13 protein-coding genes are annotated in these 14,262 nt (G+C 32.7%); 6 read left to right on the plus strand and 7 right to left on the minus strand.

The window, feature by feature from the left end; all coding sequences use genetic code 11:
* Nucleotides 1-91: 91 nt before the first annotated feature.
* From AC3IPI_RS09820 to recF, 4 genes are all read right to left on the minus strand, one after another.
* Entirely contained in the window at nt 92-1,153 is a 1,062-nt protein-coding gene (locus tag AC3IPI_RS09820) for a glycosyltransferase (protein ID WP_489158748.1), read from the minus strand.
* Between the two features lie 77 nt (nt 1,154-1,230).
* On the minus strand, nt 1,231-1,908 hold the full coding sequence (locus AC3IPI_RS09825) for a DUF2461 domain-containing protein (RefSeq protein WP_039118092.1): 678 nt from the start codon (nt 1,906-1,908) through the stop codon (nt 1,231-1,233).
* Nucleotides 1,909-1,921: 13 nt separating this feature from the next.
* Nucleotides 1,922-2,617, minus strand: a complete 696-nt coding sequence (locus tag AC3IPI_RS09830; RefSeq protein ID WP_489158750.1) for a thioredoxin domain-containing protein — start codon at nt 2,615-2,617, stop codon at nt 1,922-1,924.
* A 63-nt stretch (nt 2,618-2,680) separates the two neighbouring features.
* Complete coding sequence (gene recF / locus AC3IPI_RS09835; RefSeq protein WP_035627786.1) at nt 2,681-3,760, minus strand: DNA replication/repair protein RecF; 1,080 nt, start codon at nt 3,758-3,760, stop codon at nt 2,681-2,683.
* A gap of 242 nt (nt 3,761-4,002) precedes the next feature.
* On the opposite strand from recF, the gene AC3IPI_RS09840 reads away from it, so the two are divergent.
* From AC3IPI_RS09840 to AC3IPI_RS09865, 6 genes are all read left to right on the plus strand, one after another.
* Nucleotides 4,003-4,788, plus strand: a complete 786-nt coding sequence (locus AC3IPI_RS09840; RefSeq protein ID WP_039112360.1) for a tetratricopeptide repeat protein — start codon at nt 4,003-4,005, stop codon at nt 4,786-4,788.
* 76 nt (nt 4,789-4,864) lie between these two features.
* The gene (ribH, locus tag AC3IPI_RS09845) at nt 4,865-5,434 is read left to right on the plus strand and encodes a 6,7-dimethyl-8-ribityllumazine synthase (RefSeq protein ID WP_039112359.1); all 570 of its coding nucleotides are present in this window, start codon (nt 4,865-4,867) and stop codon (nt 5,432-5,434) included.
* 163 nt (nt 5,435-5,597) lie between these two features.
* Nucleotides 5,598-7,502: a DNA mismatch repair endonuclease MutL gene (mutL, locus tag AC3IPI_RS09850; RefSeq protein WP_489158754.1), complete on the plus strand. Its 1,905-nt coding sequence runs from the start codon at nt 5,598-5,600 to the stop codon at nt 7,500-7,502.
* Nucleotides 7,499-8,314, plus strand: a complete 816-nt coding sequence (locus tag AC3IPI_RS09855; protein ID WP_082001785.1) for a rhomboid family intramembrane serine protease — start codon at nt 7,499-7,501, stop codon at nt 8,312-8,314. The genes mutL and AC3IPI_RS09855 overlap by 4 nt, the downstream gene beginning before the upstream one ends.
* Before the next feature lie 43 nt (nt 8,315-8,357).
* Nucleotides 8,358-9,227 (plus strand): rhomboid family protein, encoded by an 870-nt coding sequence (locus AC3IPI_RS09860; RefSeq protein ID WP_086895483.1) that lies wholly within the window; start codon nt 8,358-8,360, stop codon nt 9,225-9,227.
* A 19-nt stretch (nt 9,228-9,246) separates the two neighbouring features.
* Nucleotides 9,247-10,293, plus strand: coding sequence for an endonuclease/exonuclease/phosphatase family protein (locus AC3IPI_RS09865; RefSeq protein ID WP_039112356.1), 1,047 nt, complete (start codon nt 9,247-9,249; stop codon nt 10,291-10,293).
* A gap of 8 nt (nt 10,294-10,301) precedes the next feature.
* Here the strand turns inward: AC3IPI_RS09865 and AC3IPI_RS09870 are convergent, their stop codons facing one another.
* The 3 genes from AC3IPI_RS09870 to lepB (AC3IPI_RS09880) all read right to left on the minus strand — a co-directional run bounded on the left by AC3IPI_RS09870 (nt 10,302) and on the right by lepB (AC3IPI_RS09880) (nt 14,205).
* Nucleotides 10,302-10,919 (minus strand): WbqC family protein, encoded by a 618-nt coding sequence (locus AC3IPI_RS09870; RefSeq protein ID WP_489158758.1) that lies wholly within the window; start codon nt 10,917-10,919, stop codon nt 10,302-10,304.
* An 81-nt stretch (nt 10,920-11,000) separates the two neighbouring features.
* Nucleotides 11,001-12,605: a signal peptidase I gene (lepB, locus tag AC3IPI_RS09875; RefSeq protein ID WP_489158760.1), complete on the minus strand. Its 1,605-nt coding sequence runs from the start codon at nt 12,603-12,605 to the stop codon at nt 11,001-11,003.
* 43 nt (nt 12,606-12,648) lie between these two features.
* Entirely contained in the window at nt 12,649-14,205 is a 1,557-nt protein-coding gene (gene lepB / locus AC3IPI_RS09880; RefSeq protein WP_489158762.1) for a signal peptidase I, read from the minus strand.
* Nucleotides 14,206-14,262: the final 57 nt, after the last annotated feature.

The raw sequence follows: 14,262 nt of genomic DNA on the forward strand, positions 1-14,262 counted from the left end.
CACAAAGTTCGCAAAGCTAGGTGTTGATCCAGCTTTGCGAACTTTGTGTTTTTGTAGAGCCATCTATATAAAAACCTTGCGTGCTTTGCGGTTACTTTTTACGAAAATCCAGTAAGTCATGATATTTATCGGCAATAACTTTCATGTTGATTTTATAGTTTGCATTTTCCTCTACAAACTTGCTGTTTTGTATAATCGCTTTATTTCGTGAATCAGGATTTTTATATGACCAGATTAGTTCTTCGGCAAGATTTGTATAATCATCAATCGGGATTAATTGTCCGTTTTCACGATGGTTTATCCAGCTTTGATTTCCAGGAATATCAGATACAACAGGGTAACAATTACACGCCATAGCTTCAAATAATGAGGCAGAAACCCCTTCGGTACTTGGCATGCTAATATAAAAATTGGCTTGTTGTAATAGTTTAGGAAGTTCGGTATTTGGGATTCTTCCAGTAAAGATTACTTTGTTTTGAATACCTAATTCTATAGCTAGGTTTTTAAGATATTCTAATCTGGTTCCGTCGCCAACAATTGTCAAATAGAAATCAATGTTTTGTTTGTCTAAAATTGCAAAAGCTTTCAGGATGCAATCGTGTCTGTATTCGGGTTGCAAGGAGCGTGTTACGATTGCATCAATTCTATTTGATTTGTTTTGGGATGCTTCAAAAAGTGATAAATCTATTCCTTTTGGCAAGACCAAAACTTTATTCATATCCACACCAATATCTTTCATAGAGATTGTCATAACAGGTCCCCAAGCATGTATTAAATGCGCTTTTTTGAATGCGTGTTTCTGAATGATTTTTTTAAGAGGTAATAATACAGAGCCTTCAGGCCATAAATCGGTTCGGCCTTGTTGTGCAATTGCAATTGTATTTGCGCCTGATATCGCAGCAAGAAAACCATAACTGGTCGTTCTTTCGGCAATAACCATATCTGGTTTTTCTAATCGAATGATTTTTTTTATCGTGAAAGGAGCAAAGAGATATTCGGTTATTCGCTTGAAACGATTAAGTTTAGTATTGTTTGGAGTTTTGAGTTCCCAAGTGCAAATGTCAAAATCACCAAATTCCTGTAAGCCTTTAATCCATGTAATAGCATCGGCTCGGTAGGATTCGCCAAGAAAAAGTATTTTTCTTTTTTTCATTCAGTGATTTGTCTTTTGTTTTTTTGCCACAGATAAGGGAGCCTTTTAATCTGTGGCAAAAAAAAATATCTGATTTTTTAAAATTCGTCAGTCGTTAAAGCACGATTAATGAATTCATTTAATGGTTTTAACGCAATAAGTTTCTGACTCATTTTAGCAACAAAATCTTTCTGAGTAACTTCTTTGATGTCGTATTTTTGCGTAGCAGTAAAACTTTTTAATTTTAAAAACTCAATTGCAGGATGATCTTTCTCGTATCCGCGTGGTGGGTTTTTAAGCGAATTAGTTTCGGTTACGTCAAGACTTCCGAATTCTTTCTTGAAATTTTTATCGGCAATGATAGCTTCTAAATCATCATGGAAGAATGCAATTTCTTTACGTACCTTTTTTAAATCTTCGGCTTCTGGCGAATAAAAACCTCCAGCTATAAAACTAGCGCCTTTCTCGATGTGTACATAATATCCAGCACGGTTTTGTCCTTTTACACCAGTAGAAAGCCAAACGCCAAGATGTGCTTTATAAGGAGATTTATCTTTAGAGAAACGGATATCACGATTAATTCGGAATGTACAATTCTTAACTTCCAATAACTCTAATGAAGGATCCATAGGTTTCATGGCGTCCAGGAAATCGGCAACTAGTTGGTGATAATCTTTTTTGAAGATTTCATAACGTTTTTTATTTTCCAAAAACCAATCTCTATTGTTGTTGGCTTTTAAATCATCTAAAAATTGTAAACTTTCTTTGGTAAGCATATTTTTAGTTTTATTATAGTTGTTTTTTTAAATCGGCTTCACTGATAAATCCTGTATTTTTCCATTTTACTTCTTTGTTCTCATATAATAATAGAGTAGGAAGTTGGTCGATTTTCATGTCTTTTACCAAGGTTTTATTTTGGTCAACGTCGATACGAATAATAACCACTTTATCGGCTAATTCTTTTTGCATCTTCGTAAGGTACGGAGTCATTTGTTTGCAAGGACCACACCATTCAGCATAAAAATCAATCAGGACTTTTTTATCAGTATTTAATAAAGCAGCATATTCGTCGCTTGTCATTCCTGTAGTTTTGGTACTTGGTTTAGAATGTCCTTCGGCGTTCCATTTCATGATTCCGCCATCAAGCTCATATATAGTTGTAAAACCTAATTCTTGTAATTTTTGAGATGCTTTTTTGCTTCTTCCACCACTTAAACAATAAACAAAAACAGGTTTTGATTTGTCGTAGGTTGCCGCTTTTGTAGCAAAATCATCGCCGTTCCAGTTTACGTTTACGGCATTGTCAATATGTTCAGATGCAAATTCATCAGGAGTTCTTACGTCTAAAATCTGAGGGTTTTCAGTAGATTTTATTTTTTCTGCGAAAGCGGCTGGCTCAATAACTGATACATTTTTGCTAGATTGTCCGTTGCAAGATGCTAGTACGAATGTAATTATAATAAGGAATGTTTGTGGGAATTTCATAATCTTGAATTTAAATGTGTAGGCTAATTTAAGGGTTTTTTTAATTTTGGAAACAGCACAAAATCATAAATTAAATATTTTATAAGTCTGATGTGTCGATTTTACGATAGTTTCAGTTCGTTCAGGATGCGTGTCTGAAATAAAAAGTTGCCCGAAAGTATCTTTATTTACCATTTCGATAATTTTGGCAACCCGACTTTCGTCTAATTTATCAAAGATATCATCAAAAAGAAGCAGGGGTTTTACACCGCTTTGTTTTTTTAAGAATTCAAATTGAGCCAGTTTTAGTGCGATCAAGAAAGATTTTTGCTGTCCTTGTGATCCGAATTTTTTAATAGGATGATGGTCGATTTCAAAAGACAAATCATCCTTATGTATTCCGACGCTTGTATAATGCAAGGCGCGGTCTTTATTAATGTTTTCTCGTAAAAGAGTTAATAGGTCTTTTTCGAACAAATGACTTTCGTAGACTAACTGAACAGTTTCTTCGGAGCCAGTTATCGCCTGATGATGTGTATTGAAAATTGGAATAAAAGCTTCGATGAATTGTTTTCTTTTATCGAAAATGGTTTTTCCGTAGCTATCCAATTGTTCATTATATATAGATAAGGTGTCGTTATCAAAAACATGATTCAATGCAAAATATTTAAGTAGCGCGTTACGCTGGCTAATTACTTTTTGGTATTGAATAAGTTGTTGCAGGTAATGGGAGTCTAGTTGCGAAATCACAGTGTCCATAAATTTACGACGGGTTTCACTTCCTTCCACAATTAAATCCCTGTCGGCAGGAGAAATTATTACTAAAGGAATAAAACCAATATGGTCTGAGAATTTATCGTAGGCTTTGCCGTTTCTTTTTAGAATTTTTTTCTGTCCTTTTTTTAAACTACAAACTATTTGTTCGTTTCGTTCATTTTTTTCTATCTCGGCATCTATTACAAAAAACTCTTCTCCGTGCTTGATATTTTGCACTGCCAAAGGATTGAAATAGCTTTTTCCGTAGGCTAAATGATAAATAGCATCGAGTACATTGGTTTTTCCAATACCGTTTTTTCCAACAAAACAATTTATTTTTTTGTCAAATTCGAAATTGGCTTCGGAAAAGTTTTTATAGTTGAATAAAGAAATCTTTTTTAGATACATTTGTAAGTTGCTGAAATAAAGCTTTTTATTGTTTTTAGATGACAATTTTTAAGCGTGTGCAAATTATTGAAAAATATCGATATAAACCGTTTTTTGGGACGTTGAGTGTGTTTTTTTTTGATTTTACGGCGTATAAAAGTCCATTTTTGAAGGATTTTTTTTAAAAATAAATATAAAATTGATTTTTTTCATGTAAGTTTCAATAAAAATTTTATTTTTGCCGTTCACTAAATTAATTTTAAATGGCTACTTACAATAAAAGAGGATATAAAGCACCTAAAGAAAAGGAAGTTAAAGATGAAGTTGTCAATGAAGAACAACAAGTAATTCTTGATGGAAAAAACAGTACTACTGCTGGAGTTTTTTCTAAATTAGATGAAACTGCTTCTAAGACAGAGGATTGGGTTGCTAGAAACCAGAAAATCATTATTGGATTAGTTGCTGCAATTGCTCTGGGAACTGTAGGTTATTTGGCTTACCAAAAATTTATTACTGCTCCTAAACAAGATGAAGCTGCTAATGAAATGTTTGTTGCTCAACAAAACTTTGAAAAAGCAACTAATGGTGTAGCTAGTGATTCTTTGTATAAACTATCATTAAATGGTTCTGAAGGTAAATTTGGATTTGTAAAAATCGCTGATGAGTATTCAGGAACTGATGCTGGAAATTTAGCAAACTATTATGCTGGTGTTGCATACTTAAACATTGGTAAATATGATGAGGCAATTTCTTACTTAGGTAAATTTAGCTCTAAAGATTTAATTTTAGGAGCTTTAGCTAAAGGAGCAATTGGTGATGCTTATTCTCAAAAAAATCAACAAAAAGAAGCTTTAGACTATTATGTAAAAGCTGCTGAATTAAATAAAAATGATTTTACTACGCCACGTTTCTTACTAAAAGCTGGTAAAACTGCTTTGGCTTTAGGTCAAAAAGCAGATGCTCTTAAGTATTTTACAAATGTTAAAGAGAACTTCGAGGCAACTCCAGAAGCAGCTTCTGTTGATGTTTTGATTGGTTTAGCACAATAATTAATAGTTAGATTTCCTTTTTTTAATTTTAGATTCGTAACTTACAATCTCAAATTTTAAAATCTTAAATATAAAGATGGCTACCGAAAATAAAAATTTATCCGATTACGATAAAAACACAGTCCCAAATGCGAAAGATTTTCGATTTGGGATTGTTGTTTCTGAGTGGAATGACACTATAACAGAAGGGCTTTATAATGGCGCTTTTGAAACACTTATTGAAAATCAAGTTCCTGCACAACAAATTATCCGATGGAATGTACCTGGGAGTTTTGAGTTGATATATGGAGCAAAAAAAATGTTACAAACTCAAAATGTTGATGCTGTAATTGTAATTGGATGTGTAATCCAGGGACAAACAAAGCATTTTGATTTTGTATGCGAGGGTGTAACTCAAGGAATTAAAGATTTGAATGTTCAAACTGATATTCCAGTTATTTTCTGTGTGTTAACAGATAATAATATGCAACAATCTATTGATAGAAGTGGTGGTATTCACGGTAACAAAGGTACCGAGGCTGCTATTGCTGCAATAAAAATGGCATACATCCGTCAGCAAGCTTCTTTAAATCAGTTTCAAAACCAACAGTTGTTATCAGCTGGTGCGCTTCAAATAGAAGACAAACCATTGGAACTAGAAAAATAAAAACACATTTGTAAGAATACTTAAACCTATACTGTGTAAAAATAGTATAGGTTTTTTGTTTTTTTTATGAGTCCCCAAGTCAAAAAAACCAGCTAAAATTCATTAAATTTGTGCTTCTTGGTTTTGAAACTTTAAACCTTAACCTTTAATCTATTTTTTCTTAATGTCGAGTATTATACAATTACTTCCTGATCACGTTGCCAATCAAATTGCTGCTGGAGAAGTCGTTCAAAGACCTGCTTCGGTGGTGAAAGAGCTTTTAGAAAACGCAGTTGATGCTAAAGCAACGGATATTAAATTAATCATCAAAGATGCAGGAAAGTCATTGGTACAAGTAATCGATAATGGTTCTGGAATGAGTGTTACCGATTCGCGTTTATGTTTTGAGCGTCATGCGACTTCTAAAATTCGCCAAGCCGAAGATTTATTTTCATTGCATACAAAAGGTTTTCGTGGAGAAGCACTTGCTTCTATCGCTGCGATTGCTCATATGGAAATGAAGACCAAACAGGATCAGGAAGAGTTAGGAACTCATATTATTATTGAAGGAAGTAAATTTGTTTCGCAAGAAGTAGCTGTTTTACCTAAAGGGACTTCATTTGCGGTTAAAAACTTATTTTTTAATATTCCTGCCCGTAGAAACTTTTTAAAGTCGGATATAGTTGAATTTCGCCATGTTATGGATGAGTTTCAGCGTGTAGCTTTGGCGCATGCCAATATTCATTTTACTTTTTATCATAACGGAAGTGAGATGTATAATTTACCTCCTTCTAGTTTTAGACAACGTATCGTTGGAATTTTTGCTGGTAAAACCAATGAAAAGTTGGTTCCGGTAAATGAAGAAACAGAAATAGTTGCTATAAAAGGATTTGTTAGTAAACCTGAGTTTGCTAAAAAGAGCAGGGGAGAACAGTTTTTCTTTGTTAATGATCGTTTTATTAAAAGTAGCTATTTGCATCATGCTGTTATGGCTGCTTATGATGGAATTTTAAAAGATGGTGCGCAACCAAGTTATTTCTTGTATTTATCTGTGCCGCCAAATACAATCGATATCAATATTCATCCTACAAAAACAGAAATTAAGTTTGATGATGAACAGGCTTTATATGCAATTTTAAGAGCGTCTATAAAACATAGTTTAGGACAATTTAATGTGGCGCCTGTTTTAGATTTTGATCGTGATGCTAATCTTGATACGCCTTATCATTATAAAGATTTAGAAGGAGAAACTCCAACGATTCAGGTTAATAGTAACTTTAACCCATTTGCAGATGATACACCAAATAAACATTATGCAAATACAAATTCGGGATCTAGTTATAGTTCTGGTGCCAGTTCATCAGGTTCTAACTCTTATTCTAGTTACAAAAAACCTGAGACAACAGCTAGTTGGGAAAGTTTGTATGTAGGTTTAAAGCAGGATACGGAAGAAGTAGGGATGATGTCTTTTGAGAATGAAGAAGTAACTTCGTCTTTATTTAATGATGACGAGGTTGAACAAACGGTTCATAAAACATATCAAATACATAAAAAATATATTGTTTCGCCTATAAAATCCGGAATGGTGATTGTTGATCAGCAACGAGCACACCAACGTATTTTATATGAGCAATTTTTACATAATATGACGGTTAATCAGGCTTCAAGCCAGCAATTATTGTTCCCTCTTAATTTGTTTTATTCCTCTACGGATATGGAAATTATAAGAGAATTGCAATTATCGCTTGTAAATACTGGTTTCGTTTTTGAATCTACAACCGAAGAACATATTGTTATTTCGGGAATACCAATAAACAGTACCGAAAGTGAAGTCTCGCTGGTTATAGAACAATTGTTAAGTGATTTGCAGGATGGAATTCCAGAAAGTAGCTTTTCGCAAAATGATACGATTGCCAAATCGATGGCAAAGAGTATGGCTGTAAAAACAGGGACATACTTAACAGAAAAAGAACAAGATAATTTGGTAAATGGACTCTTTGCTTGTAAAGATCCAAATATTTCTCCATTTCAAAAACCAACTTTCATCACCATGCGTGTGGAAGATATAGATAAAAAATTTGCATTATGATGAACATGACTCCTGTTGTAAAACAATTATTGATAATTAATATTATCTTTTTCCTTGGCTCACAATTAGTGCCGGTTTCTTATGAATACTTTTCATTATACTTTCCTGAGAACTACCATTTTAAACTTTGGCAGCCTATCACGCATATGTTTATGCATGGAGGATTTATGCATATTGCATTTAATATGTTTGCATTAGTTTCTTTTGGTTCGGCATTAGAACATTTTTGGGGAGGTAAAAAGTTTATATTCTTTTATATTTCATGCGGATTAGGTGCTGCTTTACTACAATTAGGTTTTAATTATTATGAAATACAGAGTGCTTTAGAAGGAGCGTCTAGTTTAGGTTTATCAGATGCTTCATTGCACCATATAATGAATGTTAATTTTACTGATGGAACAAGTTATCGAGGAGATTTGTTTATGGATGGTATTAAGCCAATTTTAGCTGAAGCTGGAAAAATTAATCTATTAAACGAGGTTAGTTTTAAAAGTTTATTTGATGCATCTATAATTAATCAGACCCCTATGGTTGGAGCATCTGGAGCAATTTATGGACTTTTGGTAGCTTTTGCTTTCATGTTTCCTAATGCTGAGTTGGCTCTTATGTTTATTCCGGTGCCTATAAAAGCGAAGTATTTTGTACCAGGAATTATTGCTGTCGATTTGTTTTTAGGTTTCCAAGGAAATTCATTGTTTGGTGGTGGTGGTACGGGAATTGCTCATTTTGCTCACGTTGGTGGAGCACTCGTAGGATATTTAATGATGTGGTATTGGAAAAAGACGCAGTTTAATAATAATCGTTGGAATTAATTTTTTAGCTTTATTATCTAAATTTTAAACACAAAAAACACATATGAATATTTTAGACGATTTAAAGTTGCAATATAAAATGGGCGGAATTGCTCAGCGAGTAATCTATTGGAATATTGCTTGTTTTTTAATTTCATTGGTGTTTTTTTATCAATTTTCAACAGGACAATTTGCTTTACCAAGTTGGCTGGCATTATCATCAGAACCATCTGATTTTTTGTTTAAACCGTGGACATTTTTAACCTATGCTTTTTTTCATGATGGATTTCTGCATTTGTTATTTAATATGTTGGTTTTAAATTTTGCAAGTTCTTTGTTCTTGACTTTTTTTACCGAAAAGCAGTATTTGGGTTTGTATATATTAAGCGCGATTTTTGCTGGAGTAGCATTTGCGCTTAGTTTTTATTTTTTAAATCTTAGTGCTTCGGTTGTTGGTGCTTCGGCTGCAATTATGGCTATTTTGGTTGCTACGACTACATATCAACCATTAATGCCAGTTCGTTTGTTGCTTATCGGTAGTGTTAAGTTGTGGCATATTACACTTGTTATTTTGGTTTTGGATCTTATGCAGTTTAAATCTGGTAATATGGGAGGGCATATCTCTCATCTTGCAGGTGCTGTTTTCGGATTTGTGTTTATAAAACTATTGCAAAGTGGAGTAGATTTGAGTAAGATTGTTACTCGCGTTTTGGATTTCTTTACTAATTTATTTAAGAAATCACCATCTACGCCTTTTAAGAAAGTGCATAAAAATTACAACAATAAACCAACGCAAAGAACTACAACTTCTAAAATTGTTACCAAAGACAAAACGCAACAACAAATTGATGAAATCTTAGATAAAATTAGTCAGTCGGGTTACGATTGTTTGACAAAAGAAGAAAAAGAATTTTTGTTTAAAGCGGGAAAGTAAAATCATTAATTAAAAGAAAATGAAAAACCTTTCATGGTTTAATAAGATAATGTTTTTTCTGAATATAGTGCTCACTGTATTGACATTTAGCGCTTATGTTTTGCCATTTTTAGCACCTAAAATTTTCCCTCTTTTATCGGTATTTACTTTGTTTATGCCGTTGTTTTTTGTGTTCAATGGATTGTTCTTTTTCTATTGGGCAATTCAGTTTAAAAAACGAATGATTTTATCAGGATTAGTGCTCTTGATGGGGATTACTTTTATAAATAAATTCTATAAATTTTCGACTAAAGAATATGTTGAGAGTAGTAAGGATTTTACAGTAATGAGTTATAACGTACGTTTGTTTAATGTATTTAAATGGATAGATAGGGAAGATGTTCCGCTTGATATAGAAACGTTTATAAACGAAAAAAATCCGGATATTTTATGTATTCAGGAGTTCTCAAATTCTGCTAATATCGATTTAAAGGTTTATCCGCATCGGTATATATTTATGGAAGGAAATAAGATTAAAACAGGTCAGGCAATTTTTTCTAAGTTTCCTATATTATATCAGGGTAATATTGTTTTTCCTAATTCTAATAATAATGTAATTTATGCTGATATAAAGCGTGGTAAAGATATTATTAGAGTTTATAACATGCACTTGCAGTCAATTAAGATTTCGCCCGATGTAAATGAGATTTCTGATAATATCGATGTGATGAATCAGGAAAAGTCGCAACTTATTCTTTCCAGAATTAGTAAAGCATTTAAGCAGCAGCAAGAACAAGCTGAGATATTTAGAGAAAATAAAAAAGAATGCACATATCCACTTATAATCTGTGGGGATATGAATAATAGCCCTTTTTCATACGTATATCGTAATATAAAAGGAAAACTAAAAGATAGTTTTGAAGAAGCTGGAGTAGGATTTGGGGCTACTTATAAGTTCCGCTACTATCCTGCAAGAATCGATTATATTTTTGCCGATAGTAAGATGAAAGTAAAGAAATTTGAAAGCTTCTCAGATTTTGAAAACTCTGACCATTTTCCTATTTTGGCTACTCTTTCGATGGAATAATAAAAGTATTATAACAGCTTTTGATTCTTTAAATAGTCCATAGCATATTTCCCTTCATTAAAAAGCAAATCCAATACACTTAGGTTATTTATAAAGCCATGTTTGTCATCAAAGACTTGCGTGTAGGTTTCGAATGCATTAGTATCTTTTTTTCCGTTTGCTAAGACTCTAAAATCCGAAATGCTAGCATCAACCTCATGAAAGTATTCTGAGGTCTTAGTGTACTCTAATTTCATTCGTAGACATTTAGAAACGATATCTAAAGCTTCAAAATTCAAATCCATTAAGAATTGATGTTTCTTTTCGAAAAATGGACGTATATCATCTTCAAAAAACTCGAAAAAAGGGGAACTTCTATAAGCAGCTTCTAGCGATTTAAAATGTTGTTTTTGCCAGTCAAATTCATTTTCTACCTGAATTTCTTTGGTTTTCTGATGTGCATTTTTAGAGTGCTTAACAGGGATGTTTAATAATTGTAGTCCATTTGGGCTATAAATATACGTACGGTTCCTGTTGGTTTGTTTCTGGAAATTATCTTCTATCTCAAACGTAATACTTTCAGATTGCGCCATTACAGCACAATGACTAATTGAAGGAAAGTAGGTTGGAAGTAATAATGAATTCATGTGCTATTTTTGTTTGATTGTTTAATCGTTTACTTGTTGAAAGCACAAGTAAACGATTAAACAGTTCAACGAATAAACGTGTTATGCTTTTTTCTCTTTTCTTTTTCTCCAGAAATATTCGCCAATAAAGTAGGCTGCCAATAGAAATAAGAAATGTTTAAAGTATGATTGCGGTTGCCCTTCTCCATCTACAGTTGAGAAAACTCTGTCCCAGCGAACTTTATTTAGTCCTTTGCCATGAGTATCCCAGCTCATCCATATAAATACAGGTTTCCCAATTACGTGATCAAAAGGTACAAATCCCCAATATCTGGCATCGATAGAGTTGTCTCTATTGTCACCCATCATCCAGTAGTAATCTTGTTTAAATGTGTAAGTACTAGCAACTTTACCGTTAATAAAAATTTGATTTCCTTTTATTTCTAAATCATTACGTTCGTATTCTGATATTAGACGTTTGTAAATAGGAAGAACTTTTAGGTTAATGTTGATTGTCTTTCCTTTTTGAGGAATATAAATTGGGCCAAAAAAATCATTGTTCCAGTTGTAATCTTTGTTGTGAGGGAATATTTTAGGATCTCTGTCTCCTTTGTTTGCTTTCCTTAGTTCAAGGCTCTCTACATAAGGATTGCTTTTAGCCTTATTAGCTGCTTCTGGAGTAGCTTGTACATAATAAGTCTCAGTTGTAGGATCGTAACCTAAATCATCGGTAATATCATATTGTCTTAAAAGATTTGAAATTTCTTCATAAGAAGAGAACTTAACCTTAAATTTAATGTTATAAGAAAACTGAAGTCTTACTCTTTCAGTTTGTTTCATTTCTTTTCCGTTAATAAAGACAAGTCCGTTTCTTATCTCTAGGGAATCTCCAGGAACACCAACGCATCTTTTAACTAGGTTAGTTTTTTTATCTATTGGTTTGTAATAATTTCTATCTGGCGAAAAATTATTCATGTCCAAAAGGGTATCAGCAGGCTGATTAAAAACAACAATATCATTGCGTTTTATTTCTTCAAAACCAGGTAATCTTAGATAAGGTAATTGTAGTTTGTTTAAAAGGGAAGTCTTTTTTTGATTTACATCATCATTAAATAAGTACGATTTCTTTTTTAACCCAGGAATAGTGTCATGCACCATAGGCAAGGCCACTGTAGTCATTGGTATTCTTGCGCCGTAATTTACCTTGCTTACAAATAGAAAATCACCAACTAGTAATGTTTTTTCTAGTGATGAACTTGGTATTGTAAATGGCTGGATAAAATAGGTATGAACTATAGTTGCAACAATTATTGCAAAAAGAAGCGAGCTAAGTGTATCTGCGGTTTTGTTTTCGGGTCTTAAACTTCTGTTTGCATTGTACTCTAATTTTTGAGTATAGTTTACATAATAGATGTAAAAACCGAAAGTAACAAGTCCGAGAACGGTATCTAATGTAGATTTTTTTCCAAAAGTTCGTAGGGTTTCAATCCAAACTATTGGGAACATAATCAAGTTGATAATCGGAATAAAAAGTAATAATGTCCACCAAGTTGGTCGACTGATAATTTTCATTAATACAATGGCATTGTAAATAGGGATTGCAGCTTCCCATTTTTTTCTTCCAGCTGCCTCATATAATTTCCATGTTCCTATAAAATGAACTACTTGAATTACTAAGAAGAATACAAACCATGAATAAAATGACATATCAGTTTTTTTAAGTTAAGATTATTAAACTAAGAATTTGTGATTAGATATTCTTTTTCTCTTTTCTTTTTTTCCAGAAATATTCACCGATAAAAAACGCTGCAAGAGCAAATAAGAAATATTTAAAGTACGATTGTGGTTGACCTTCACCATTTACAGTAGTGAAAACTCTGTCCCAACGAACTTTGCTCATTCCTTTACCATTTGTGTCCCAGCTCATCCAGATGAATACTGGTTTTCCAACAATATGATTTTCTGGAACGTATCCCCAATAACGACTATCTTCGGAGTTGTGACGGTTGTCTCCCATCATCCAATAATAATCTTGCTTGAAAGTATATGTTGTAGCGACTTTACCGTTAATACGAATTTCTGAACCATTTACTTGTAAATCATTCCCTTCGTATTCTTTTATAATTGCTTTGTAAAATGGTAAAGATTCGGTTGTTAATGCAACTGTTTTTCCTTTTTGAGGAATATAAATTGGACCAAAATTATCGGCATTCCATTTGTCTAACTGTGGAAAAATACCTGGATCTGATCCTTTTGCAATTTCTCTTCTTACATTAGTTATTCCAGGAACATTTCTTAATCTTGCAGCACTAGCTTCTGTTAGAGCTCTAAAATATAAAGTGTCTTTTTTTACATCATCTTTAAATCCGGCACCGTCTGTAATATCTAATTCTCTTAGTAATACTTCAAAATCAATAGGAGTTTTCCCGTCTAAAGCTACTGCATAAGAGTATTGAGGCTTAGCTCTTTCTGGTAAAACTAAAACTTTGTTATTAATGTAAACGATTCCGTCTTTTATCGCTAAACTATCACCTGGAACACCAACACATCTTTTTACGTAATTTGATTTTTTATCAATTGGTTTGTCGGCTCTTCTTTTAGAAGTGTCAAAAAACTTATATACGGTATCCATTGGCCAGTTAAAAACGACAATATCTGTTCGTTTTATTTGTTCATAAGCAGGAAGTCTAAAATAAGGTAATTGAGGCCATTTTAGATATGATTTTTGTTTAGTCATCGGGATAGAGTCATGTACCATTGGCAAGGCAATAGTTGTCATAGGAACTCTAGGACCATAGTTAACTTTACTTACAAATAAAAAGTCACCAATAAGTAATGATTTTTCTAATGAAGAAGTAGGAATTGTGTATGGCTGAACGATGTAAGTATGAACCAAAGTAGCTACAATTATAGCAAAAAGAAGAGAACTAACAGTATCGGCAGTTTTGCTTTCTGGAGTTAGACTTCTATTAGCATTGTAAACTAATTTTTGAGTGTAATTAACGTAATAGATATAAAAACCTAAAGTTACAAGACTAAGAATAGTATCTAATGTAGATTTTTTTCCGAAAGTTCTTAAGGTTTCAATCCAGATTACTGGAAACATAATCAAGTTAATGATTGGAATAAAAAGCAATATTGTCCACCAAGTTGGTCGACCAATAATTTTCATTAGTACAATAGCATTATATACAGGAATTGCTGCTTCCCAACTTTTTCTTCCTGCAGCTTCATATAATTTCCAAGTTCCTATAAAGTGAATAACTTGCACTGCTAAAAAGAATACAAACCATAAATATAGTGTCATACTAATTTGTTTTAAAGTTTAAAATATAGTCTTTCGGTAAACGAATTTTTATATTTT

The organism is Flavobacterium sp. GL_143, assembly GCF_057834355.1.